Source organism: Bacteroides sp. QWL-09 (assembly GCF_058683585.1).
In genome coordinates this window covers 2008480-2032496 of the sequence record NZ_CM178748.1, presented here as the reverse complement: position 1 = coordinate 2032496, position 24017 = coordinate 2008480, and the positions used below count along the sequence as shown (strand labels likewise).

The window sequence follows — 24017 nt, the reverse complement described above, 5'->3', positions numbered from 1 at the left end:
AATTGTATTAAAGAAATATTTCTGCAAAAATAGTGAATCGTTTGGATTTTAGATGGATAATTAGTGATTTTTATTTCACCTTGCTGTGATATGGAAACACCCTTGTTTCAATTCGTATTTGACGTAACATTTATCGCGTTTCTGTAAATCGCGTAAGACTTCCGATAAAACCAACTTCAAGGTGTCGGCGCTAACGCTCTGCATGGGACGCTCATCGACCTCTTCTATCTTTTGGAATCGTTTCCAACTCACATCGAAGGTCGTTCCATAAAAGTGGGCAGAGTTTTCTGAAGCATTTCCGTTTCGGCGACGTAGCCGCTTGACATCATCTTTGGTTCGTAAAACGGAGGTGACTGTGATGAGATTGGGATTTAAACCTTTTGAATCGAGCGAGTCTAGGAAATAAGTCCCTATGCTATCTAAAAGCTCGCTGGCTTGTGGCACTAAAAAAGGTAGTGAATGGGTTAATGAGTCGATACTATAGGTTTCGTTTGAGGTGATGTGAACGAGCTCTTCTTCCAACTGTTCGGCTTCTTCGCGATTTCTTAGAGGTTTTATTCCAATCACCGTAGCTACAGAAAGATGTTTATCGTTTAAATCGCCAAAGATGCGTTTAAAGCTAAGCACTCCACGGATGTTACGGGGTTGATTGAGTTTTAGGGTCGTATCTTTCTTCTTTAAACAACCGAAAGCTAGTCCGATGAGTAAAGCGATGAGCACGACAGAAGCGAAAATGGAGAGGCGTTTATTCATATTTTTTTTAGTTTACAAAGATAAAGTTTTTAAGCTTCTATCCAAAATTGGTGAAACGCTTCTTTCGAAAATAGAGGGATTGAAGATGAGGTTTGCTTGGAGTAGATAACCTTGAACCCAATTTTATTTATTATTTTTGCAGTTCTAAACTTCAAAACCAAATAGTGTGCAAAGGTATTTTATCTATTTAGCTTATGATGGTACGAACTATCATGGATGGCAAATACAACCAAACGGAATCAGTGTTCAAGAGGCTTTGATGAAAGCTCTATCCACCTTTTTACGAAAAGAAATCGATGTGGTTGGAGCGGGTCGTACGGATGCCGGGGTGCATGCTTCGTTGATGGTGGCTCACTTTGATTATGAGAAGTGGTTGCCGGATGGGACGGAAGAAATTTTAGACGGGGAGGTGATTTCCGATAAGTTGAACCGTTTATTGCCTCCGGATATTTCTGTATTTAAAGTGCGACGGGTGAAACCGGAAGCGCATGCTCGGTTCGATGCTTTATCTCGTACGTATAACTATTATGTCACTACCGTTAAATACCCTTTTAACCGTCAGTTCCGATGTCGTGTATTTGGGGCGTTGGATTATGAACGGATGAATGAGGCGGCAGCGGCTCTTTTCAGATATACTGATTTTACAAGCTTCAGTAAACTACATACGGATGTAAAAACCAATATTTGTCACATCTCGTGGGCGGAGTGGACGAAGGTCGACGACCAGACTTGGGTTTTTACGATTCGGGCCGATCGCTTCTTGAGAAATATGGTTCGTGCGATTGTGGGAACATTATTTGAAGTGGGTCGTGGTAAGTTGACCGTTGAGGGCTTTTGTCAGGTGATTGAACAAATGGATCGGTGCCAAGCAGGCACATCCGCTCCCGGTCATGCTCTTTTCTTAGTAGATGTGGCTTATCCGGAAGATTTATTTCTTGATGGTGAGTAGGCTTTTTCGACTCAGATTTCTCTTTTCTTAATATCGTTTCATTAAACAGATTGATTATGTGGTTATTGTTGGCTTTTCTTTCGGCCACTCTCTTGGGATTTTATGACGTTTTTAAAAAGCAGTCTTTAAAAGGAAATGCAGTCCTTCCGGTTTTGTTTTTTAACACCCTGTTTTCGAGTTTAATTTTCTTGCCTTTCATCTTATGTTCAGCTTTTGCACCTTCTTCTCTTGAAGGGACTTTGTTCTTTGTTCCAACAGCCGGTTGGGAAGTGCATCGGTTTATTTTGGTGAAATCGTTTATTGTTCTATCTTCTTGGGTGTTTGGTTATTTTGGAATGAAACATTTACCGTTGACTATTGTTGGTCCCATTAATGCTACGCGCCCTGTGATGGTTTTGTTGGGGGCTCTCTTTTTATTTGGCGAGCGATTAAACGTCTATCAATGGTTGGGAGTCTCTTTAGCCATTCTTTCGTTTTTCTTATTAAGTCGCTCCGGAAAGAAAGAGGGGATCGATTTTAGGCGTAATAAATGGATCCTGTTTATTATACTTGCCGCGATTATGGGAGCATTGAGTGGGCTGTACGATAAATATTTGATGAAACAACTCCATCCGATGTTGGTGCAATCGTGGTATAATATGTATCAAGTCCTGATCATGTGCCCTATATTGGCCTTGTTGTGGTGGCCTAAGCGTAAAGAGACGACTCCTTTTCGTTGGCGGTGGACGATTCTTCTCATCTCAATCTTTCTTTCTGCAGCCGATTTTGCTTATTTCTATGCCTTGAGTGATCAAGATTCAATGATTTCGATTGTTTCCATGGTTCGTCGTGGCAGTGTGATTGTCTCTTTCCTGTTTGGAGCACTTTTCTTCCGTGAAAAGAATTTAAAAAGTAAAGCAATCGACTTGTTGTTGGTATTAATCGGAATGATATGTTTATATTTGGGCTCTAAATCGTAAAATCAGATCATTATGCAACGAAATACATTCAAAGGCCATAGCTGCCTCTACACGCTCCTTTTCAGTCTATTCCTGCTTTGTGGAAGTTATTCCGCCAATGCCCAGCAACTTAAAGATCTTTTTGTGCATATGCCCGATTCTCTCTCGCCGTTGCTGACTGAAGTGAATCGTGCCGACTGTATCGATTTTCTGGAGAGTAAGATGAAAGCGGTGGTCGATAATCGTTTGGGCGGCAAAAGTGAGATGACCGATTTGAGTTCGGATTATCTTCGCTTACAGTTGACTGCTCAAACGAGTTGGCAAATGAAGTTGCTCCCCGTGAATGATTCCATAAAGGTGATTTGCACGATTGCCACAGCGTGTGCTCCGGCTTGTGATAGCTTTGTGAGATTCTACGATTTGCAATGGAAGGAGATTTCTTCGTCTTCTTTCTTGTTAATGCCTACAACAAAAGATTTCTTTGTAAAGAACGATACGTTGACAGTCGATGAATATGATACTGCTCTGAATAAAGCGGATATTTGTTTAATTAAGGCTGAGTTGAATAAAAAAGATAACGGGCTACAGTTCACTTTAACGACACCCGATTATTTAGATAAAGAAACGGCGGAAAAACTGAAACCGTTTCTCCGCCGTGAGCTTTCCTTCTTTTGGAAAGAAGGTCGTTTTAATCTGAAATAAACCGAGCTTATTTTTTAAGGCACTCTGCAATAAATGCAACCATCTCAGGTGAGTGTGCTTCTACGCTTTCCAGTAATTTGAACTGCGCTTTCGTGCGCACTAGATTATGTTCTGGGTACTTTGTCTTATAATAAGTATCGCCATTGATATAATCGGCTAAGAAGCGTACACACTGCATGTATGGGAAGAGTGCTGCAGCATAAGGCAGGTTCTCAATTTCTAATGGAGTCAAGAAGGTTTGAGCACTTTCAAGATAACCTTTGGTGAAGGCTTTGAAAATCTCCATGTTGAAATTCACCCGATTCAAGTCTTTATCATCCTCATCGCCAGTGTTTGCACCTGTTCTTAAGAAATCACCGTAGTCCGAGAAAATGAAGCTTGGCATGACGGTATCAAGGTCGATGACACACAACACCTTACCTTCTTCGTCGAACATCATATTGTTTACTTTAGTATCGCAGTGACACACGCGTTTAGGAAGTTGTCCTTCACGGTGTAACTGCTCAGCTTTACACATCTCTTTGGCGCGTTTCTCTATCTCGTCTAAGTAGTAACGAACTTCTTCTATTCTTCCGGCTGCATTCGCTTTTACGGCATCGCGTAATTGTTGTAAGCGGAATTCCATGTTATGAAAGTCAGGGATAGTCTCACCTAATGTTTCTGGAAGATCAGCGAGCATGGCCTGGAAATTACCAAAGGCTACGCCGGCATAATAAGAATACTCCGGATTAACCGTTTCGTAGGTTTTAGCTTTAGGAATGAAAACCATCATTCTCCAATAACTTTCGCCATCAAACCAATAGGTTTTCCCGTTTTCTGATGCAACAAAAGATAAGACTTTACGATCAATATCTGTTTCGCCTGCTTCTACTAGCTTTTGACGAATATGGGTAGTGACAGCCTCGATGTTAGCTTGTAGCATTTCGACGTTCTGGAAGATGGCGTGATTAATGCGTTGCAAAACGTAGTCGGGGGCTTCTACTTCCGTTGTCATCACTTTATAGGTGTCGTTGATCAGCCCTGCTCCAAGAGGTTTTATTTCTCCCACAGTACCTGCAATGTTAAAGTGTGCAACGATACTTGCAAAATCTTTCATGAATTTTTTTCTTTAAATTTATACTAAGGTTGTTTTTATTTATAATCGAATTGTGTGGCTTTTACAACTTGTTGTGCCGATTTAATCGGAACAAGGGTAAAGCCCCAATGATATTCACGGTTGGCCGGTATCTGGTAAATCGCTTCCGGTCTTGATCCCCAGCTGTCGTATCCGCCTACACCTTGTTGCTTCATATCGACGCAAACTTCCACAAAGTCTTGTGGGGTGATATCATTGACATGGTGCATTCTTCTCAACACATTTTTAGCGGATGCTTCGTCGTGATTAGCGACTTGTTCAGGGGTGAAATTTTGCCATTGGTAAGGATGTTGTTTAGCTTCCTCTGAGTCGAAGTCTTCAACCGAATTGCGTAACGCATTAAATCCGATTAGGCTATCGGCCAATACAGCTAATCCTTTTCCGTTGGGTTGTTGCAAAGCCATCCATCTGGTTTCGGTATGGTGGCCATTTTCTTGTGGACGAACATAATTGAAATACATCTTGTCGGCTGTAGTCTTGTAGACTCCAACGAGTGTTCCTTTATTACGGTCGATATAATTCTCTTCCGGTCCACGACCAAAATACTCTACATTATTCATGTTTGCCGGTAAGCGGAAACGAACGCCAATACGTGGAACTTCCAATTTAGAGGCCGCTTTACGGGCAGCATCTCCACCAGGAGTAAAGGTCGCTGTGCGTGTGGCTTCGGATACTTCCGTTTCGGCAGCTTGCATATCGGTTGAGGTGAAGGTCGCATTGACTTTAACCACGCCTGTAGGGAAGATTTTGTAAGTGACAATATATAAGTTCCCGGTACTTAAGAGGTAAGTCGCTTTAATCACAGCTGCTTGTCCTTCTTTGCGGATTGAAGCATCAGTTACATTGAAGTTTTTGCTCGACTCTTTCCAAACTTGTAAGCGTCTAGGAGTTCCGTTACCATAGTCATTGTCGGTTGGGCCTCTCCAGAAGTTGGGTTGGATACCAAATCCATCTTTGAAATATTCGGAACCGTCGACTTTATAAGAGGTAACAAGGCCTTTCTTCTGATCGAATACAAACTGTACTTTTGATGAAGATGCGCTTAATAAATGTCCTTCTTTTGCCGTCTTAAGTGTTGGACCGCTAGCTTGATAAGGTTTGGTTGGAGCAACAATCGGGAGTTTAAATTGATCGTAAGCAATCTCGTATCCGGCAGGGATGAGTGGCTCAGGTTTTTGAGTCATCACGCTGAAGTTTACAAAATATTCTACTCCAGCTTTAGCCTTCAGGTTACTCAACGGTAGAGTCACCTCTTTGGATTGTTGAGGCGCAAGGTCAAGGTTTAGTTTTCCTGATTGAATCACTTTGCCATTAGCTAAGATCTTATAACCGACCTGATACTCCTTTAAGTTTGTAAAATAGAAGCGATTCTTAATTGTAAACTTGCCGGCTGCTGCATCCATCATCTGAAAATCGACATTTTGATGCACATATTTAATTTCAGCCATGGCCGGGTGAGGGGCACGATCCGGGTTAACCAAACCATTACATAGGAAGTTACCATCGCTTGGAGCATTCACACCAAAATCGCCTCCATAAGCCCAATATGACCGACCGTTTTTATCTTTTTGTAGAAGTCCTTGATCGACCCAGTCCCAGATGTAGCCACCTTGGAGATTTGGATACTTATAAATAGCTTGCCATTGTCCCCAGATATTTCCGGTGGAGTTACCCATAGCATGAGCATATTCAGAAGGAGCTACCGGACGGTCGCTGCCGTTTTTACCAACCGATTCAAGCCATTTCTCTCCAGGGTATTGAGGAACATACATATCCGAATTCCATTCCCATTGTGCTCGCTCATAGTTGACCGGGCGCATCATCAAGGTTTGATCGGCTTGCTTTAACCATAAGTAAGTTTGGTAGAAGTTGTATCCATTTCCGGCTTCGTTACCTAACGACCAGAAAGTGACACTTGGATAGTTCTTGTTACGTTCGAACATATTTATCGTGCGTTCCATATGGGGCTTCAACCATTCCGGGTTGTTTCCTAATGAACCGCCTTTACGCAAATCGTAGTACATGCCGTGGCTTTCAATGTTGGCTTCGTCGTAGACATAAAGTCCATATTCATCGCACAATTCATAGAAACGACGATCTTGTGGGTAGTGACAAAGACGAACACTGTTTAGATTGTGACGTTTCATCAATTCAAAGTCACGACGCATCAACTCTTCTGTAACATAATGTCCGGTTTCCGGATTGTGCTCGTGAATATTTACGCCTTTAAGCTTTATGGGTTGTCCGTTGACAAATAAGCAAACATACGGTTTACCGTTAGCGGCTAATTGTTCGATCGGCTTGATCTCTATGCGACGGAAGCCAACGTTAAATGGGATAATTTCGTTGACTTTACCATTTTCCTTAATGGTCATCAATAATTTATATAAGTTCGGATGTTCCGAAGTCCAAGTCCGTACGTTAGCTAGCGTTTGGTTGAAAGCGACGGTGCGCGTTTCTCCGGCAGGGATCTCTACCGATTTTTGTTCTGTGCTGATCACTTTTCCTTGAGGGTCGATCAACTCATAAGTTAGGCTTAAGGTGGTTCCTGCTTTGTGATGATTTCTCAGATCAGTGTTTAAAGCAAAGAGACCATTCTTATAGCTATCATCGAGCGTCGACTTCACGCGGAAATCTTTCAATGCAGCTTTGGGTTGTGCATAAAGATAGACATCGCGTTCAATGCCGCTAATGCGCCAGAAGTCCTGACATTCTAAGAATGAACCGGTGCTCCATCTGAAAATTTTCAATGTAAGCACATTGTTGCCGTCTTTTAAGTAGTTGTTGATTAAGAATTCAGCGGGGTTTTTAGAGTCTTCATTGTAACCCACTTCTTTTCCGTTGATGTAGACATAAACTCCCGATTTGGCACCGGATAGGTGTAAGTAGATGTCTCTATCTTTCCAGTTGGTCGGGATCGTGAGATCACGACGGTATACTCCGACCGGATTATTCTCAGGTAAGATTGGAGGTTCCGGATTACGGGGTTTAAATTCATAACCATGATTGGTGTAGATGGCTACGCCGTAACCTTGTACTTCCCAGTTACCGGGAACTTTGATATCTTTCCAATTTGAAGTATCAGTCTGTGGATCGGTGATGTTGGCCGGTAGATTTTTATAAGAATCTACAAAATAGAACTTCCACGTTCCGTTTAACAGTTTGTAGTATTTACTCTTTTCGTATTTTCCGGTTAACGCATGATCCCGAACATCGTACGTCATAAACGAACTGCGTGGGTATTCTTTGTTGACCGATACGGTTTGTATATCCTGCCAATATGGCTTTTTAGGCTCGTTTTGCGCCTGAGATCCTATTACGGGCGATAGTCCTGCGAGAAAGAGTATTGATTTCCAATACCAAATTTTAGTTTTGTGTTTCATGGGTCTTTATAAATAAGCAATAATGTCGTTCTATACCAAAAAGTCCGTAAAATTAAATAGAATTATTTGGAAAACGAAGCATTGGTTTGGTATATTGCTTGTTGGTTAACGATAATTGGGATATAAGTAGAAATCAGCGAACTATAAAAATCAATTTTACGGTTCGCTGATTTTATCAGAGTTAAAAGATCTTTTTATTTAGTAAAAGCATATTTAAAGCCTTTTACCTTATTCCAGTTACCACGTGTGAAATCAGGGATCTCAACCGGTGCAGAGTTGTTTTCGATAGACAAACGGGTCAATTCTGCCATGCAGCACCATTCTGCCAAGTCGTATACATCCATATCAAGAGGCAATCCGTTGCGTAAGCAATAAACTAGACGATAATCCATGATATAGTCCATACCGCCGTGTCCGCCAACTTTCTTAGCAGTCTCTTCTAGTTCTTGATCTAGGATCGGGCTTTTATATTTAGCCATGAGTGATTTCTTTGCTTCTTCCGGGATAGAACCGTGTGCATTCAGTTTCTCATGATTAGGTACATCTTTAGAATCGATTTGTGAAGGACGTAAACAATACTCTTCAATTGGATATTTGCTGGCATAACCATCTGTTCCAACCAATTGGTACATTCTGCTGTATGGACGCGGAGTCATCACATTGTGTTGGATCAACATCGTTTTACCATTTTCTGTACGAATCAAGGTTGAAGTTTGATCGCCATTTTGGAAATCATTAGCTACTTCTCCGGTTTTCTTCTTAATATATGCCGGTCCGTTTGCCGGTTTAGTATCCATAGCAACCAATGTTTTCATGCGGTCGCCACGGTGAATGTCTAGGAGCTGACAAGCCGGGCCCATACCATGAGTCGCATAGACGTCACCGCGGAACTGACGATTGTAATCCATACGCCAGTTATTCCAATAATATGGCCAGAAGTCTTCCAAGTTATGAATGTACGAACCTTCCACGTGAAGCACTTCGCCGAATACACCTTGGCGAGCCATGTTTAATGTCGTTAGTTCGAAGAAGTCGTATACACAGTTTTCAAGTTGCATACAGTGTTTACGAGTGCGTTCCGATGTATCGATCAGCTTCCATATTTCTTTAAGTGTCATGGCTGCAGGTACTTCAATAGCAACGTGCTTACCATGTTCCATGGCGTAAACTCCCATCTCTGCATGGTGTTTCCAGTCGGTAGCAATATAGACTAAATCGATGTCATTACGCTCACAAAGTTTTTTCCAAGCATCAGCAGTACCAGAATAACCGGTTGCTTCAGGAAGTCCTGCTTTTTTAAGGATCTCTTGCGATTTTTCAACACGTTCAGGGTCAAGATCACACAAGGCCACAATCTGTGTGCCGGGAATGTGAGTGAAACGTGCTACTGCACCCGGTCCACGCATTCCTAAACCAATAAAGCCAACGCGAACAGTTTCCAGCTTTGGAGTAGTGAGTTCGATAACGTCTTTTTGTCCTTTAGGACGATTAGGAACTTCTACTTTGATGGTGTAGCTCTTTTGAGCCTTCTTTTTTTGAGCATAACTTGTCGGACAAGTTAACACCAGAAGTCCAATGGTTAAAATCGTAAACAGTTTACGCATAATTCTTTTTGTTTTTTTAGTAGGTTATGTATTTAGTATTATCTTTTTTGCTTATAGGGCAAAGTTAACATTTAAAGTTTAATCATAGAATGGTTTTTCGGTTGTTGGAAGTCCTTCTTTTAAACATTTAGGAACGACCTCTTATTTTTTAATAGCATGCTTAATCTTAATTCTAATTTCGTCGTTTTAATCTTGTCGTTTTTGTTTGGTCTTGCTTTGTCTGTTTTTGTCTTGTTTATTTTGTCTGCTCGGTTGGTTTAGGTCTGTTTATCGTGTGATTTAAAGTTAGGTCTTGAAATAAATGTTTAGTGTTGTTTGTTGTTGTGTGTGTGATGTGACGGCAGTGACGTTCTGAAGTTGGGTTTCCCATTTCCGGGTGGAGCATTGGTCGACCTTCCTTGTCGATGAACGTTTGGATGGTTTGGCTTGAACCATTCTTCTGAAATGGTCAAGCTCAGTTGAGGTTGTAAATCATGTCGTTTCATTTGTTGATTCGCTAAAGTTAAGTTATGCTATAAATACACTTGCAAAGCGCTTTCACCCGAAATGATCATCTCCTTTTTAGAGAAGTTTAACATGATTCCCTTCACACAACAACTCTTCTTCTGTAAAAGAAGTCTCTAAAACGTCTTTTGTTATGTTGTTGATTACTAGATTATTTTTTATGACTGATGGTGTAATAACTGTCATCTATGAGCTGGTAGGCGAGTGATGAACTTTGTGACATATTACTTAAAATTTGTTCTAATGACTCGTTTCTGATGGAGAACGTGAATCGGTAATGCTTGGCAATTTCCGAAGGGCAGATGATTTTCTGTCCATACCATTTTTCCAATCGTGGAATAATCATCAAGAGTTGCTCATTGGTAAACTTCAACTTGCCTCCGCTACGCCAGGCTGAGTAGGAATCCGCATTAATCTGCTCGATATTGGCCTCCTTCTTCTCATGGTAGCTTAACTTATCGTTAGGGTTTAGGATGTACTTGTTTTGAATGATTCCTTGTTGGTTTTTGGTCTCTACCAAGGTCTTCCCATTAAGTAAAATGGTTTCCGATCCTCCGTCATCGTCGAAGCTGAAGACTTCAAAAGCTGTACCTAAAGCCGTAACATTCATGTTTTTCGTCTTGACCGTAAATGGGCGATTAGCGTCCGATTTGACATAGAAGAAAGCTTGTCCCGATAGCGTGACTTCCCGTTTGTCTCCATTGAAATCTTCCGGATAGATTAATTTGCTGCCTGCATTGAGAATGACCTTCGATCCATCGGGTAATAAGAGGGAGTCCATGCATTGATACCCCAAGGAACGTACGTACCATATTTCTTGCTTCGGAGGTTTATTTAGCAAGAAGAGGAGACTTCCGATGAGTGCGATGCCTATTAAAGCGACGGCGATCTGCATCGGTTGTTGTAAGACTGATTTTCGTTTGGGCCTTTGATGAATCTGGTATGTGATTTTATCCAGGATTCGTTGTTCTTTAACGTAATCGGCCATCTGTTCCGGCGTTTCTTCCCATTGATTTTTGAGCATACGATCGATGAACGGCTGTTTATTCAGGGCCTCTCTTTCGCTAGAAGATAACTTCCCGGACAGTAATTTTTGAATCAGATTTTTACCATTATTTATTCTGTTTTTCATGCCTTATGAGTTAGTTGCGACTCGTTATTCATAATAAATACGTTCAAGAACAGTTTTGCCCTCAGAATAAAACCTGTATTTTATTCCAAAAAAAACGTTTAAGCTCCGAGGAACCAAATAATCAATGGGATGTTTTTGCGTAAAAAGCGTAAAGCATCATTGATGTGTCTCTCGACTGTCTTTTCCGTGATCTCCAGCTGACTGGCTATCTCCTTATAGGTGAGATGGTTTTCGCGACTTAAACGAAAGACTTCTTGTTGGCGTGGCGTTAACTGACCAACCAAACTGTTGATGTATGTTTGTAAATCATCGGTCTCAAGTTGTTCTTCTATATCGTATTGGTCGAAGCAACTATTTAAGACACTGAGTTTATAATGATCTTCTCTGAAGCTTTTGCGGAAGTTATTGAATATGGCGTTTCGTGTGATGATGAATAAGAATCCTTTGAAGTTTTCTTTTTCTTTAATGAAATGGCGGATCTCCCACACTTTGACAAAAACTTCTTGCACCACTTCTTCTCTCTCGGCTTCGCATGAGAGGTAAAGGCGAGTGAAATGATAGACTTTTCCCCAATATTGCTTATATAATAGGGTAAAAGCCTGTTCATCTCCCGATTTGAGTTGTGCAACAAGTTTTTCTTCGTCCATTCATTCTTTGGTTTGATTTACAAAGATAATCCACTTTCTTGAATAAATCCAATAACTTATGGCTTGAAACGGCGGAATACGTTTTCTTTCTTTCGTTTAACGTTCGATGCTCTGGTTTCTTTCAGTAGGATGGTACGTCCTAGAATATCGCCTTGTGAGCGGTTTTCACCGATAGTGACCTTTTTGCAATATTCTAACGTAATACCTGCTTTTTGGGAGTGATACGGTTGATAAGTCGTATCGCGAATCAAGGTATTCCGTTGAAAAGACAACCCTTCGACCGATCGGGCAAAAAGTACCGGATAGTCGAAAAGGTGGAACGTATTGTCGGTAATGCGAATATTCCGGTGATAGGGATATCGTTGGTCGGGTGTCGGGATCTCCGGGAAAATGCTGATGACTGCCTCGCAGAACTGATAGGGCGAAGAGTTACAAGGATAGCGGAACGTGTTACGACGGATAGTCACATCGGTCACTGCGCCCGATTCGTACCATGCATTGGCATCGCCCGCAATCAGAATGGCCGATCCGCTCGATTCGAACACATTGTCTTCAACGGTCACTTTACCCGGGGTTGAGATCAGTAAGCCTCGTGCTCGGCAACTCCCGAAGTGACAATAACGAATCTCTGCGTCGGGGGTGCAAGTCAAGTTCTCGATGGCATCTCCGGGAACGATCTCTTGGGGTAAAGGCTTCGATAGGTCGATGATAAATTCGGCTTTATTGAGTGCTGTGAACCGAGTCATCCGAAGGGTATCTACCGTACGCATCGTCTGGTGTTCGATACAGCCGATCAAGTCGTTGGGACGTCCCCATTCCATACCTTCACTCATGTCGTGCATGAATCGACATTTAATTCGTGTGGGAGAAAGTACTTCGACGATCTTCGAACATGTTCCGTGAATATTGATTGGGTCGTCCATTAATCCGGCCCAACTGCAATGCTCCACTTGGATCAATCCGCTGCATCCCATGAAGTGGAACCCATCATCGTGTCCGCTAAAGACTCGCCCTTTTTCTTTGTTTGGAATCATGTGGACATCGTTAAATGTGAGGTTACGACTGTATTGTGATAAAACCCCTAATCCACAAGTGTGGTGAATGGTGACTTTTTCTAATCGCGTGTCTGTGCTGTGGTAAATGAAGATGCCGGCATGATCGCGGTTGCTATGACGCAAAACCAGGAGGGTACCCGGTTTGGGATAGTGGCGACTGAATTGTGGGTTGTCGTCTTGGAGTCGCACGATGCCGGGGCTGACTTCCTCAGCTTTAAAGCGTCGCCATCCTAGATTATCTCCGGTGTTTGGCAAAACGAAATGGGTCTTAGGGTCGAACTGCATGATCGACCAGATGGCACTTTTCCAACCCTCGCCTACAAATGTGAGTTGATTGTTTTCAATGATGTAGGGATATTGTAGACGATCAATGGCGATATCCATGGTCTTTTCAGTGCGGGCCACAACACATCCTTGTGCGGTGAGTGGGATATCCCAATCGATGGAGAAATTCTTTAAGGTAATCTGTTCGCAACGATCGAGTGTGAAAGGTTGCATGCGTCCGTGCATGATGAACTCAGCTCCGTTGCCGTCGAGGGTTAGATGACGGATCGAGTCGAGAACGACGGCCAATATTTTAGGGTTGATGTCGTACGTATTCGTTTCGTGATAGTCGCGTTCGATCGCTTTTTGAGGCCAGAAGTCGTATCGTCCTTTTTCGAAGAGGATGACTGCACCGGGATGTTGACGAGCTTCGGTCAATGCTTTTTGAATATAAGGTACGGCATTGACACGGCTATTGGCTTGTAGTCCGTAGTTGGCAATGCGAATGGTATCGTTGGCCGATAAGCAGGAGGCCGAGATGAGAAGTAGGAGCGATAAGAACGTTTTCATAGGTTTGTTTTAAAGTGATGTTTGTTTTTGTTGAGCAAATAGTCTACTCTTGTGATATGCAAAAATATATTTTCTGACTGAATATTACAACTTTCTGACTTTATCTATTTTTTTGTTTGATTCTGATGCTCCCTCTAGAGTTGTTTATTTGAACTTTATCTGCCATCTGCCACTAAATGAGGTTTATTCGTTTGATTATCAGTCGTTAGGTACGTTGCAGATCCCTGTTGCAGATTGGTGGTAGATCAAATCTCTGCAACCGATTTTATTTTGGCTTTGTTTACAGCGATTAGGTTAAAAGTAATTTGCCCCAGAATTATTCATTGACAAGGTACGGTCGTTGTGGTGCTGAGGTACGGTGCTCGTTGCGCTGGGGTGCGGTCGTTGTTGCGCTGGGATGCGGTCGTTGTTGCGCTGGAGTGCGGTCGTTGTTACGCTGGATTGCGGTCGTTGTTACGCTGAGCTACGGTACTCGTTGCGCAGATCTATGGTGCTTTTAGATACAACGAATAGCGTTGAAATTTGAATGAATTACTTTTCGACTTCATTGAAGAAAAACCATTAAAGAAGAACCATTAAAGAAGGGTCATTGCACAAGAACTCTACAAGTTGATCCTACGGCTTGATTGCTATGGAATGGATTCTTGGGTTTCTTTTTGCCAAGCTCCTCGTGTGAAATCGGGAATTTCGACCGGGGCACTACCATTAAGAACCGACAGTTCGCTCAACTCGGTGATACACGACCATTCGGCAGCATCGTATACATCCATATCGAGTGGCAGTCCGTGTTGCAAACAGTAGATGAGACGATAATCCATAACGTAGTTCATTTCGTTGGTCACCCCACGTCGGTGAGCTTCCTCGCCAATCGTTGCACTGAAAGGGTGTTTGTAACGTTCGATAAGAGCTTTCATGGCTTCTTCGTCTAATGGCGTTCCGGCATTCGGATCGAGTGAGATGGTGGGGACAGGATATTTTTGTGCAAACCCTAAAGTGCCGCAAACGGTATGTAGTCGACTGTATGGGCGCGGCGTAGCGACGCTGTATTGCAACATGATGGTTTTGCCTTTGAGCGTTTGAATCAAGCTGGTGTTGACATCTCCCAATAGATAACGTTGTGAGGCTTCCGGTGTCCCTCGTCCGTAACGGCGTTCGGCGTAGGCCGTGAGACCGAGTTGTGCCGTCGACATGGAGACGAGGTGGGTCATTCGGTCACTTCGATGAATCTTTAAGATTTGACAGACAGGACCGAGTCCATGGGTGGGGTAGGGATTGCCGGTATGTTGTATGCTGTGGCGTTTTCCCCAATGGTTATGATATCCTCCTTCGCTTTCATCGGCGAAGTAAAGGTGACGTAGGTCGTGGATATAAGCTCCTTCGACGTGCATAATCTCCCCTAGAACGCCTTTTTCGGCCATGTTGAGGGTCATTAAGGCAAAAGGGTCGTAACAGCAGTTCTCGAGCATGATACAGTGACGGCGAGTGCGTTCGGCGGTATCGACCAAAAGCCAGCATTCTTCGACGCTCATGGCAGCGGGTACTTCTATGGCAACGTGCTTGCCACAATTCATGGCATAGGCAGCCATGGTTGCATGTGTGGTCCAGTCGGTACATACAAAAATCAGATCGATATCGTTGCGTTCGCAGAGGGTGCGCCAATCTTCTTCTTTTGAATAGCCTATGGCTTCCGGACGTCCTGCTTGTCTCAGGCTCTCTTGACCTTTTTGAAGATTGCCTTCGCGGATTTCGCATAGACCGATGACTTCGACACTGTCGAAGAGTAGATAGCGTTGTAAAGTGAGAAGTCCCCGATTACCTAAACCGATGAATCCGATACGGACTTTGGCAAGAGGGGTATGCGACAAACCGATGACGTGTCGTTGTGTTGTGAAGTAGTCTTTCATATCCGCTTCAGAATATGGGTTACGGTTATACAAAAAAAAAGAGAATCTAATTTAACTCAGATTCTCTTTCTAGAGCGGAAGACGGGGCTCAAACCCGCGACCCTCAGCTTGGAAGGCTAATGCTCTATCAACTGAGCTACTTCCGCAATTTTTGTGGGCAAAGATGGATTCGAACCACCGAAGGCGTAAGCCAGCAGATTTACAGTCTGCCCCATTTGGCCACTCTGGTATTTGCCCCCTTTTTGCTTTTGAGAAGGTTTGTTTCTCAATTGCGATGCAAAGATACGACTATTTTTTTAAACTCCAAATAAAATCTATCATTTTTATTGCTGTAATTGCGCATTCATCGCCTTTATTGCCTAATTTTCCTCCGCAGCGATCTTCGGCTTGTTCCATGGTATTGGTGGTAAGTAGACCGTAAATAACTGGTACATCGCTAGTTGCATTTAAATGAGTGATGCCTTGAGTCACTCCCATGCAAACATAATCAAAATGTGGAGTATCGCCTTTAATTACGCAACCTAAAATAATAATTCCGTCAACATTGCTATTTTCCATCATTTGACTTGCGCCAAAAGTGAGTTCGAAACTTCCCGGAACTGTTTTCACTAAAATATTTTCGGGTCTTGCGCCATGCTTTTTTAAAGTATTCACTGCTCCTTCGAGTAGTGCGCCGGTGATCGCAGTGTTCCATTCGGAAACAACGATACCAAATTTCATCTCTTCGGCATTAGGTACCGATTGAAGATCGTAGTCTGATAAGTTATGAAATGCTGTTGCCATAATGTTTGTTTTTTGTTTAAACAGATACGGCTTGCATGTGTGCTTGATAACGGAAGAATCCGTTTCGCCAACATGTAAGCCGTGTCTTATTGAGTGGTTTTATTCTATTATTTTTTCATCAATTTAGCTTGTTCGATGTATTTGTCGATGTCCATAGCTTGATAAGATTGGAAATACTTATCTTTAATAGTCGTGTATGCATCGATTGCTGCATCGATCTTACCTTGTTTAACCAAGATTTCTCCGGCTTGCATCAAGAAGATTGGGCTTAAGGTATTGTTGTCAGCTTTTGAAGCAGCATCTAATAATAGAGAAGCAGCTTTGTCTAACTGACCGATCTCAGCATAGCAGTTTCCGGTAGCACCTAGGATCGCCGGAGCAACCATTTGATCGTCGGCATCGAAATCAGAAAGAGCTTTGATCGCTTCGTCATATTTATCTAGTTTTGCATAGCAGATGCCGGCATAAGCACTGGCTAAGTTACCTGCTTTCGTTCCGCTGTATTCATTAGCGATTTTAGCAAAACCTGCATAACCTATGCTGTCACCGTTCAAGGCTTGTTCGTAAGCATCGGCTTCAAAATATTGCTGACCTTTGAAAAGGGCTGCTTGCGCTTTGTTCTCACGTGGAGCCGCATAAAGATTCTTATACATAATGAATCCGCCGATAATAAGGACGATAGCAATAATTCCGCCTAAGATAGACTTTTTGTTTTTGATTAAGAACGCTTCCGACTTGCTCAAAGCTTCTTCCACGTTCATGTGTTCGTTCTGATTCTTTTGCTCTGTCATTGTGATGTATTTTTTTTGTTATTATTTCAAGTGAATATTTCGAATCGCAAAAGTAGTTTTTTTATATCTACAAATGAAATTTAGAGGGATATTTTTTTGTGTTAGGGTGTAAAAGGCTAAAAAACTTATTACTTTTGTAGACTAATTATTGTTATGGTATGATACTGAAGCGTATTTCGATCTTGAATTATAAGAACATAGAGCAGGCTGAACTGATTTTTTCGTCAAAATTGAATTGTGTTTTCGGACGCAATGGGATGGGGAAGACGAATTTACTCGATGCTGTTTATTTCTTGTCGTTCTGTAAAAGTTCCGGAAATCCTATTGATTCTCAAAATATCAGACACGACCAGGACTTTTTTGTGATTCAGGGTTTTTATGAAACGGAGGAAGGAGCGCCGGAGGAGATTTATTGTGGGATGAAGAGACGCTCGAAGAAACAATTCAAACGAAACAAAAAAGAGTATGAACGTTTCTCTGATCATATCGGCTTTCTACCTTTGGTGATGGTTTCGCCTGCCGATTCCGACTTGATAGCCGGTGGAAGTGATGAACGTCGCCGATTTATGGATATTGTGATCTCACAATATGATAAGGAGTATCTGAATGCGTTGATTCGATATAATAAGGCTTTGGCGCAGCGGAATGCTTTGTTGAAGGCAGAACGTTTGCCGGAAGAGGAGTTGTTTGCGGTTTGGGAAGAGATGATGGCTCAGGCCGGTGAGGTGGTCTATCGTAAGCGCTTAGGTTTTATACAAGAGTTTATTCCGATTTTTCAATCGTTCTATTCGTTTATCTCTCAAGATAGTGAGGCGGTCAGCTTGTCGTATGAATCGCATGCTGATGGAGATGAATTACTTGATGTGATTAGAGGCAGTCGTGATCGTGATCGTATCATGGGCTACTCCTTGAAGGGGATTCATAAAGATGAACTCAGTATGCTATTGGGCGGATATCCAATCAAGAAGGAAGGGTCGCAGGGACAGAATAAGACGTATCTGATTGCTTTAAAATTGGCTCAATTCGATTTCTTGAAGCGTACAGCCAATACCGTACCATTGCTTTTGCTGGATGATATCTTCGATAAGCTGGATGCGTCACGTGTGGAACAGATCATTAAGTTGGTGTCGCGCGATGATTTCGGACAGATTTTTATTACGGATACGAATCGTGAACATTTAGATCGCATTTTGATGAATGTGGGTAGCGAATATAAGATGTTTCATGTTGATGGTGGTGTATTAAGCGAGATGGAGGGACAAGATCATGAAGCGTAAAGAAGCCTCACCTATCGGTAAGTTGATCCGTGAATATCTGCGACAGGAGTCTTTGGAATCGCCGTTGAATGAGCGACGACTGATTGCGGCATGGCCTAAGATTGTGGGACCGGCGGCGGTGTATACCGACGGGTTGTTTATCAAGAATCAGGTGTTGTATGTGCATCTGACGTCGTCTGTGCTTCGACAAGAATTAATGATGGGGCGTGAATTGTTAGTCCGCCATTTGAATCAAGCGGCTGGTGCTACGGTGATTACCAATATCGTGTTTCAGTAGATTTACGAATCACAAGTTAGCACCTTGTCCATATTAATATCGGTCTCTTCTGTTGGAATCCGATCCAACAGTTGAAAAGGGAAACAGATGCCAATCTTAGGGGCAGCGACATGAGGTAAAAGTTTGTCGTAATACCCTTTTCCACGTCCTAATCGATGTCCTTCCGCATCAAATGCCACGCCCGGCACAATGACCAAATCAATTTTGTTGTAATCAGTTAGCAGTTGACCTTCGGGTTCTATGATGCCGAAAGCGCCTTCATGGGTGGCTGTGGAGGTGGTATAGTAGCGCAGGTCGAGTAGATCACCATGAACTACCGGCAGGATAATCGTTTTGGAAGCACTCCACTTTTGAATAAAGTCGTGGGTGTTCACTTCATCGTTCAATGAGTGGTAGAGCAAGATGGTTTTTGAATGCTGAAAAGCCGGAAGTTGTTCCAGCTTATTCAGTATGTCAAAAGAGAGATGTAGCAACTCTTCGGGTGAACGAGTGGCTTTCTCTTGTTTAATGTATCGACGTAATTCACTTTTTGTGGCCATTCTCTTTCTTTTTCAAGGTCTTGGGGTCGATTGGTGCCGGAGCTACCGGGAAGGCCTTATGACTTTTAAGTATTTCGAGTCCTTTCTTCACTGTCTCATCAGCCTCGTTGAAGTATTTGATGTATTCCTCCATACCGAGCATGTTGTAGATGATGTTGCCGTAAATGTTCTTTTCGAGCAATTTGCGTGAACGGTGAATGAGGATATTTCTTCTCTTAACTCCTTTACTGTCGGCATAACGAATGAACTGTTCGAGTAGGTTTTGACGATGCAGATAGTTCACTAATTCCTTAGACGATTGGTATTCGCTCAATTTTGAACGGTTGCGATCGGTGTATTGGAAAGTGTATTGAATGGTCAGCCCTCTTGATAGAACAGTCGATAGATAGGAGGTGAATCCAATGGTATCTTGTGGTACAAAAAGATCTGGCATGATGCCGCCTCCACCATAAACTGTGCGACCTAAGCTTGTCTGATAACGTTCATTCTCATTTTGCTTGATGCTATCTCTTGAGAAGAATTCTCCATGTTCGTAACGTTTGTAGATATCCAATTCGTATTCGCGATCGTTACCGTTTTGGTAGGGGCGTTGGATACAACGTCCGGATGGGGTGTAATAACGTGCGATAGTTAGACGAATAGCCGATCCATCGCTGAAATCGATCGGCTGTTGAACCAATCCTTTTCCGAAAGAACGTCGTCCAATAACGATACCGCGGTCGTTGTCTTGAATCGCTCCGGTGAAGATTTCACTGGCAGAAGCCGAACCTTCATCGATCAAGACGACAAGTGGCATTTTCTGACAGCTACCTGTGCCGTTGGCAAATTCTTCGGCGCGAGGATATTTGCGTCCTTGGGTATAAACAATGAGTTTACCTTCGGGTAGGAATTCATTGACCATGCGGATGGCTGCTTCCATGTATCCTCCGGTATTCCCTCTAAGGTCGATGATTAATCCTTCGCAATTCTTATGATTGAACTGAGCTAAGGCGTTGAGAAGTTCCAGGTGACTGGTACGTCCAAACTTGCTGACTTTGATGTATCCGAATTGGTCATCAATCATGTAAGCTGCATCGACTGTGTTTTGTGGAATATTGCCACGAGTGATATTGAACTGTAAAAGATCTTTTTCGCCTAAACGTTGAATGCCGAGTTTGACTTGGCTCCCCTTCGGACCTTTTAATTTGCGCATGGCTTGTTCGTTGGTCACTTTCTTACCTACAAACAAGGTGTCATTGACGGTAACAATGCGGTCGCCGGCCAATAGTCCCACTTTTTCAGAAGGACCTCCTTGGATCACAGAGTTCACGTGAATGGTGTCGTCTTGTATGGTGAATTGAATACCTATGCCGCTGAAGCTACCTTCAAGTTCCGAGTTGACCTCCTCAAGATTTTGAGCCGGTATGTACACGGAGTGCGGATCGAGTTCTGCCAAGATTTGAGGCATGGCCTCTTCGACCAAGTTGTTCATGTTGACCGTATCGACATATTGATCATCGATAATGCGGAGTAGCGCGTTCAACTTGTTTGACGATCCGTTGATGATGCCTAACCGATTACCAGCAAAATGTTTGGCGTAGAACGTTCCGATGAGGATGCCGAAGACCAAACTGATGGCAATGATGATGGGAATGAAACGGAAAGAATTTTTGGTACGCATATCTGTTTTTATTTTAATCTGAATTAATCGGTTTACTGCTCATGAGGATCGACGAAGAGAACTTCTATACCGGCTCTTTTTAAGAGGTCGATGCCGTCTTCCAAACGGTAGTGTTCGGAGTAAACCACTCTTTTGATACCGGCTTGGATGATTAGTTTGGCGCATTCGATACATGGAGAGGCGGTGACATACATCGTTGCCCCATCGCTATTGTTATTGGTGCGAGCGATCTTAGTGATGGCATTTGCTTCCGCATGTAGCACGTAGGGTTTGGTTAAATTGTTTTCATCTTCGCAGATATTCTCAAATCCTGAAGGCGTACCGTTGTAACCGTCGGAGATAATCATTTTATCTTTAACGATAAGTGCGCCCACTTTTCGGCGTTGGCAATATGAGTTTTCGGCCCAGATCGTTGCCATACGTATATAACGTTTGTCTAATTCGTCTTGTTTCGATGGAGTATGGTCCATGATGGTTATTGGATTTTTTTTGCCGGTGCAAAGACTAGGCAAAGGGTTTCGTTCGTTTCGTCAAGTTTGTAATAGAGGTATAGGTTTTGGGCGTTTCCACCATACGAGGTGACTTTCCTTAAACCTTCTACGATTCTATTGCCTAAATGATCGTTTGTCGGATCAACAACCGAAGCTCCACCCACATTCATGAGGAGACGGTTGCTTTTGCCATCAGCTTCCCACTTTCCATTAATATTTACCGAACCTGTTCCTGCAAACGTCCCATTGATGACATCATTGGACGTGCTTCCGCTAAAGTCGATGTAGAAAGCCCGTGTGCCTTTGATCGGATCGTATGATTCGTAATTGGCTGTCGTGACATCCGGGAATTTGTACCAAGCATGTCCATTCGCTTTCGTGATATAGGTCAGTCTCCAGGTTTTTCCTGTGAATATTTGCTGTACATCATCGGCATTGTTGCAACTGCAAAACAATGAAAGGCCGGTAATGGTTAGAAGCAGGGTGAGAAGTTGGGCTTTTTTTATCATAACGTTATCCCGTTTCTGGTGAGTAATGCGTTGATTGAAGGTTCTTGTCCGCGGAAGCGTTTGTATAACGTCATCGGGTGTTCAGTTCCTCCTTTTGAGAGAATCTCGTTTCTGAAACGAGTGGCCACTTCCGGATTGAAGATTCCTTTTTCTTTAAACAAAGAGAAAGCATCGGCATCGAGTACCTCTGCCCATTTGTAGCTATAATAACCGGCTGAATAACCTCCGGCAAAGATATGCGAGAATTGAGCACTCATACAAGCGTCTTTGATGACCGGAAGAATCTGCGCTTTTTTCCAAGCCTCTTGTTCGTAGCTTTTTACATCACCATCGAATGGAGTGGTGCGGGTGTACCAAGCCATGTCGAGTAGTCCGAAGCTGACTTGACGAAGACAAGCGTATGCCACATTGAAGTTAGCTGCATTGACAATGCGTTGGATCCATTCGTCCGGCAAAGTTTCACCGGTTTGATAGTGCTTAGCAAAGGTGTTCAAGAAGTCTTTTTCAATAGCGAAATTTTCCATGATCTGTGAAGGAAGCTCCACGAAATCACGATATACGCTTGTTCCACTTAAACTCAAATATTTAGAGTTGGCAAGCATACCGTGTAGGCTGTGTCCAAATTCGTGCAAGAAGGTTTCTACTTCATCAAAGGTGAGAAGTGCCGGCTTATTGGCTGTCGGTTTGGTGAAGTTCATCACGATCGAAACGTGTGGACGACTGTTCTCGCCGGTCTTAGAGTCGATCCATTGACCTTTATATGAGGTCATCCAAGCACCCGACTGTTTGCCGGCACGTGGGTGAAAATCGGTATATAGAACAGCCAAGAATGAACCGTCTTTATCGAACACATCATAAGCATCTACGTCAGAATGGTACACCGGAATATCGGTATTCTTCTTAAAGGTCAGTCCGTATAGTTTTTCTGCTAGACCGAAAACGCCTTTTTTAACTTGACTCAGTTCGAAGTAAGGGCGAAGTAGTTCGGTGTTGATATTGAACTTTTTATCTTTCAGCTTATTAGAGTAATAGCTCCAATCCCATGGCATGACGGTGAATGTGCTGCCTTGTTCTTCACGTGCCAAATCTTGAATTTCAGCATATTCTTTTTGTGCTGTAGGAGTATAGGCCTCGATGAGTTGGTTTAAAAGCTTGTAAACGGATTCGCTAGTTTGCGCCATACGGTTTCTCAAAGCGTACGAAGCGTAGTCTTTGTAACCTAACAATTGGGCAATGCGCATACGGGTATTGGCAATCTCTTTGACAATGTTTAGATTGTTATACTCGTTGTCGTTGCTGCATTGGGTGTTGTAGGCCATATAGAGTTTTTGACGAAGTGCGCGCTTTTTGGCATAAGTCATAAACGGACCATAGCTTGGAGCATCGAGTGTGAATACCCAGCCTTCTACCTGATCGCGTTTCGCTGTTTCAGCAGCAGCTTCAATAGCTGTTTCGGGAAGTCCTTCTAAGTCGGCCTTGTCGGTCAATACCATCTTATACGCATTGGTTGCTTTAAGATTGTTTTCATCAAAGTCGAGAGTTAGCTTGCTCAGTTTGGTGGATAGTTGACGGTATTCATCTTTATCGGCACCTTGCAGGTTTGCTCCATGACTTACAAAACTATCGTAGATATCGTCTAGGAGTTTGTTTTGTTCGATGCTTAGATGAAGTTTATCTTTTTCTTGATAAACAGCTTTGACGCGTGCAAATAGGTTTTCGTTAAGAGTGAGGTTGTTGTAATGTTCACTCAGCATTGGCATAATTTCTTGTGCCAGTTGTTGTAAATCATCATTAGTCTCTGCACCTAGAATATTACTGAACACAGTCGATACATGATCGAGCAACTGTCCTGATTGTTCGTAAGCTTCGATGGTATTCGAGAACGTTGGTGCAACTGTCTGATTAATGATTGCTTCTATATTTTGGTTTTGTTGGCGGATGCCTTCAAGGATAGCCGGTTTGTAATGTTCGGTTTTTATGAGATTGAAAGGAACCGTGCCATGAGGCGTTTTATACTTCTCAAGAAAAGGGTTTTGTGCATTTAGCATATTCATAGAATAAAAAATAATCAATAAAAATAGTGTCTTTTTCATATCCACCGCTTTAATAGGTTAGTAGTGACATTTATACTAAATACAAAGCTAGTAAAT

20 protein-coding genes and 2 tRNA genes are annotated in these 24017 nt (G+C 42.7%); 5 read left to right on the top strand and 17 right to left on the bottom strand.

The genetic code is table 11. The annotated features are described in order from the left end of the window. Window positions 1–75 precede the first annotated feature (75 nt). On the bottom strand, window positions 76–753 hold the full coding sequence (locus AC4PG5_RS07910) for a DUF5715 family protein (protein WP_492028398.1): 678 nt from the start codon (window positions 751–753) through the stop codon (window positions 76–78). A gap of 166 nt (window positions 754–919) precedes the next feature. Between AC4PG5_RS07910 and truA the strand changes: the two genes are divergently transcribed. From truA to AC4PG5_RS07895, 3 genes are read left to right on the top strand one after another with little or no spacing between them, the layout of a single operon-like run. After that, window positions 920–1702 (top strand): tRNA pseudouridine(38-40) synthase TruA, encoded by a 783-nt coding sequence (gene truA, locus AC4PG5_RS07905; RefSeq protein WP_492028397.1) that lies wholly within the window; start codon window positions 920–922, stop codon window positions 1700–1702. A 56-nt stretch (window positions 1703–1758) separates the two neighbouring features. Further along, a complete protein-coding gene (locus tag AC4PG5_RS07900; RefSeq protein ID WP_492028396.1) occupies window positions 1759–2661 on the top strand; it encodes an EamA family transporter in 903 nt (300 codons plus the stop codon). Between the two features lie 12 nt (window positions 2662–2673). Then, the gene (locus tag AC4PG5_RS07895) at window positions 2674–3342 is read left to right on the top strand and encodes a DUF3256 family protein (protein WP_492028395.1); all 669 of its coding nucleotides are present in this window, start codon (window positions 2674–2676) and stop codon (window positions 3340–3342) included. A 7-nt stretch (window positions 3343–3349) separates the two neighbouring features. Here the strand turns inward: AC4PG5_RS07895 and AC4PG5_RS07890 are convergent, their stop codons facing one another. The 11 genes from AC4PG5_RS07890 to AC4PG5_RS07840 all read right to left on the bottom strand — a co-directional run bounded on the left by AC4PG5_RS07890 (window position 3350) and on the right by AC4PG5_RS07840 (window position 17114). Further along, window positions 3350–4438 carry a phosphotransferase enzyme family protein gene (locus tag AC4PG5_RS07890; RefSeq protein ID WP_492028394.1) on the bottom strand — a complete coding sequence of 363 codons (1089 nt, stop codon included), beginning with the start codon at window positions 4436–4438 and terminating at the stop codon, window positions 3350–3352. A 35-nt stretch (window positions 4439–4473) separates the two neighbouring features. Beyond that, window positions 4474–7860, bottom strand: a complete 3387-nt coding sequence (locus AC4PG5_RS07885) for a glycoside hydrolase family 2 TIM barrel-domain containing protein (protein WP_492028393.1) — start codon at window positions 7858–7860, stop codon at window positions 4474–4476. Between the two features lie 194 nt (window positions 7861–8054). Continuing rightward, window positions 8055–9464 carry a Gfo/Idh/MocA family protein gene (locus AC4PG5_RS07880; protein WP_492028392.1) on the bottom strand — a complete coding sequence of 470 codons (1410 nt, stop codon included), beginning with the start codon at window positions 9462–9464 and terminating at the stop codon, window positions 8055–8057. Window positions 9465–10119: 655 nt separating this feature from the next. Further along, window positions 10120–11100, bottom strand: a complete 981-nt coding sequence (locus AC4PG5_RS07875; protein WP_492028391.1) for a FecR family protein — start codon at window positions 11098–11100, stop codon at window positions 10120–10122. A 98-nt stretch (window positions 11101–11198) separates the two neighbouring features. After that, window positions 11199–11747: an RNA polymerase sigma-70 factor gene (locus AC4PG5_RS07870; RefSeq protein WP_492028390.1), complete on the bottom strand. Its 549-nt coding sequence runs from the start codon at window positions 11745–11747 to the stop codon at window positions 11199–11201. A 56-nt stretch (window positions 11748–11803) separates the two neighbouring features. Then, a complete protein-coding gene (locus tag AC4PG5_RS07865; RefSeq protein ID WP_492028389.1) occupies window positions 11804–13636 on the bottom strand; it encodes an alpha-1,3-galactosidase-related protein in 1833 nt (610 codons plus the stop codon). A gap of 629 nt (window positions 13637–14265) precedes the next feature. After that, window positions 14266–15540 (bottom strand): Gfo/Idh/MocA family protein, encoded by a 1275-nt coding sequence (locus AC4PG5_RS07860; RefSeq protein ID WP_492028388.1) that lies wholly within the window; start codon window positions 15538–15540, stop codon window positions 14266–14268. A gap of 73 nt (window positions 15541–15613) precedes the next feature. After that, window positions 15614–15686 (bottom strand) — tRNA-Gly (locus AC4PG5_RS07855). Window positions 15687–15694: 8 nt separating this feature from the next. Further along, window positions 15695–15777: transfer RNA gene (locus AC4PG5_RS07850), tRNA-Tyr, on the bottom strand. Between the two features lie 51 nt (window positions 15778–15828). Further along, window positions 15829–16323, bottom strand: coding sequence for a 6,7-dimethyl-8-ribityllumazine synthase (ribH, locus tag AC4PG5_RS07845; RefSeq protein WP_492028387.1), 495 nt, complete (start codon window positions 16321–16323; stop codon window positions 15829–15831). A 107-nt stretch (window positions 16324–16430) separates the two neighbouring features. Continuing rightward, window positions 16431–17114 (bottom strand): YfgM family protein, encoded by a 684-nt coding sequence (locus tag AC4PG5_RS07840; protein WP_492028386.1) that lies wholly within the window; start codon window positions 17112–17114, stop codon window positions 16431–16433. A 158-nt stretch (window positions 17115–17272) separates the two neighbouring features. On the opposite strand from AC4PG5_RS07840, the gene recF reads away from it, so the two are divergent. Continuing rightward, the gene (recF, locus tag AC4PG5_RS07835; protein ID WP_492028385.1) at window positions 17273–18391 is read left to right on the top strand and encodes a DNA replication/repair protein RecF; all 1119 of its coding nucleotides are present in this window, start codon (window positions 17273–17275) and stop codon (window positions 18389–18391) included. Then, window positions 18381–18668, top strand: coding sequence for a DciA family protein (locus AC4PG5_RS07830; protein WP_492028384.1), 288 nt, complete (start codon window positions 18381–18383; stop codon window positions 18666–18668). The genes recF and AC4PG5_RS07830 overlap by 11 nt, the downstream gene beginning before the upstream one ends. A 2-nt stretch (window positions 18669–18670) precedes the next feature. Here AC4PG5_RS07830 and AC4PG5_RS07825 read toward each other — a convergent pair whose 3' ends face one another. Genes AC4PG5_RS07825 through AC4PG5_RS07805 form a run of 5 tightly spaced genes read right to left on the bottom strand, consistent with a single transcriptional unit; the run spans window position 18671 to window position 23960 of the window. After that, window positions 18671–19207 carry a 5-formyltetrahydrofolate cyclo-ligase gene (locus AC4PG5_RS07825; protein WP_492028383.1) on the bottom strand — a complete coding sequence of 179 codons (537 nt, stop codon included), beginning with the start codon at window positions 19205–19207 and terminating at the stop codon, window positions 18671–18673. Beyond that, window positions 19191–20867, bottom strand: coding sequence for a S41 family peptidase (locus AC4PG5_RS07820; RefSeq protein WP_492028382.1), 1677 nt, complete (start codon window positions 20865–20867; stop codon window positions 19191–19193). Before AC4PG5_RS07820 ends, AC4PG5_RS07825 begins: the two co-directional genes overlap by 17 nt. Before the next feature lie 32 nt (window positions 20868–20899). Next, window positions 20900–21337 carry a dCMP deaminase family protein gene (locus AC4PG5_RS07815; RefSeq protein WP_492028381.1) on the bottom strand — a complete coding sequence of 146 codons (438 nt, stop codon included), beginning with the start codon at window positions 21335–21337 and terminating at the stop codon, window positions 20900–20902. A 5-nt stretch (window positions 21338–21342) separates the two neighbouring features. Continuing rightward, window positions 21343–21867 carry a DUF4847 family protein gene (locus tag AC4PG5_RS07810; RefSeq protein WP_492028380.1) on the bottom strand — a complete coding sequence of 175 codons (525 nt, stop codon included), beginning with the start codon at window positions 21865–21867 and terminating at the stop codon, window positions 21343–21345. Next, the gene (locus tag AC4PG5_RS07805; RefSeq protein ID WP_492028379.1) at window positions 21864–23960 is read right to left on the bottom strand and encodes a M3 family metallopeptidase; all 2097 of its coding nucleotides are present in this window, start codon (window positions 23958–23960) and stop codon (window positions 21864–21866) included. The genes AC4PG5_RS07810 and AC4PG5_RS07805 overlap by 4 nt, the downstream gene beginning before the upstream one ends. Window positions 23961–24017: the final 57 nt, after the last annotated feature.

Coding starts and splice junctions, on each gene's coding strand:
- AC4PG5_RS07910 (WP_492028398.1), bottom strand. CDS start 753: ATGAATAAACGCCTCTCCATTTTCGCTTCTGTCGTGCTCATCGCTTTA.
- AC4PG5_RS07900 (WP_492028396.1), top strand. CDS start 1,759: ATGTGGTTATTGTTGGCTTTTCTTTCGGCCACTCTCTTGGGATTTTAT.
- AC4PG5_RS07895 (WP_492028395.1), top strand. CDS start 2,674: ATGCAACGAAATACATTCAAAGGCCATAGCTGCCTCTACACGCTCCTT.
- AC4PG5_RS07890 (WP_492028394.1), bottom strand. CDS start 4,438: ATGAAAGATTTTGCAAGTATCGTTGCACACTTTAACATTGCAGGTACT.
- AC4PG5_RS07885 (WP_492028393.1), bottom strand. CDS start 7,860: ATGAAACACAAAACTAAAATTTGGTATTGGAAATCAATACTCTTTCTC.
- AC4PG5_RS07880 (WP_492028392.1), bottom strand. CDS start 9,464: ATGCGTAAACTGTTTACGATTTTAACCATTGGACTTCTGGTGTTAACT.
- AC4PG5_RS07875 (WP_492028391.1), bottom strand. CDS start 11,100: ATGAAAAACAGAATAAATAATGGTAAAAATCTGATTCAAAAATTACTG.
- AC4PG5_RS07870 (WP_492028390.1), bottom strand. CDS start 11,747: ATGGACGAAGAAAAACTTGTTGCACAACTCAAATCGGGAGATGAACAG.
- AC4PG5_RS07865 (WP_492028389.1), bottom strand. CDS start 13,636: ATGAAAACGTTCTTATCGCTCCTACTTCTCATCTCGGCCTCCTGCTTA.
- AC4PG5_RS07860 (WP_492028388.1), bottom strand. CDS start 15,540: ATGAAAGACTACTTCACAACACAACGACACGTCATCGGTTTGTCGCAT.
- ribH (WP_492028387.1), bottom strand. CDS start 16,323: ATGGCAACAGCATTTCATAACTTATCAGACTACGATCTTCAATCGGTA.
- AC4PG5_RS07840 (WP_492028386.1), bottom strand. CDS start 17,114: ATGACAGAGCAAAAGAATCAGAACGAACACATGAACGTGGAAGAAGCT.
- recF (WP_492028385.1), top strand. CDS start 17,273: ATGATACTGAAGCGTATTTCGATCTTGAATTATAAGAACATAGAGCAG.
- AC4PG5_RS07830 (WP_492028384.1), top strand. CDS start 18,381: ATGAAGCGTAAAGAAGCCTCACCTATCGGTAAGTTGATCCGTGAATAT.
- AC4PG5_RS07825 (WP_492028383.1), bottom strand. CDS start 19,207: ATGGCCACAAAAAGTGAATTACGTCGATACATTAAACAAGAGAAAGCC.
- AC4PG5_RS07820 (WP_492028382.1), bottom strand. CDS start 20,867: ATGCGTACCAAAAATTCTTTCCGTTTCATTCCCATCATCATTGCCATC.
- AC4PG5_RS07815 (WP_492028381.1), bottom strand. CDS start 21,337: ATGGACCATACTCCATCGAAACAAGACGAATTAGACAAACGTTATATA.
- AC4PG5_RS07810 (WP_492028380.1), bottom strand. CDS start 21,867: ATGATAAAAAAAGCCCAACTTCTCACCCTGCTTCTAACCATTACCGGC.
- AC4PG5_RS07805 (WP_492028379.1), bottom strand. CDS start 23,960: ATGAAAAAGACACTATTTTTATTGATTATTTTTTATTCTATGAATATG.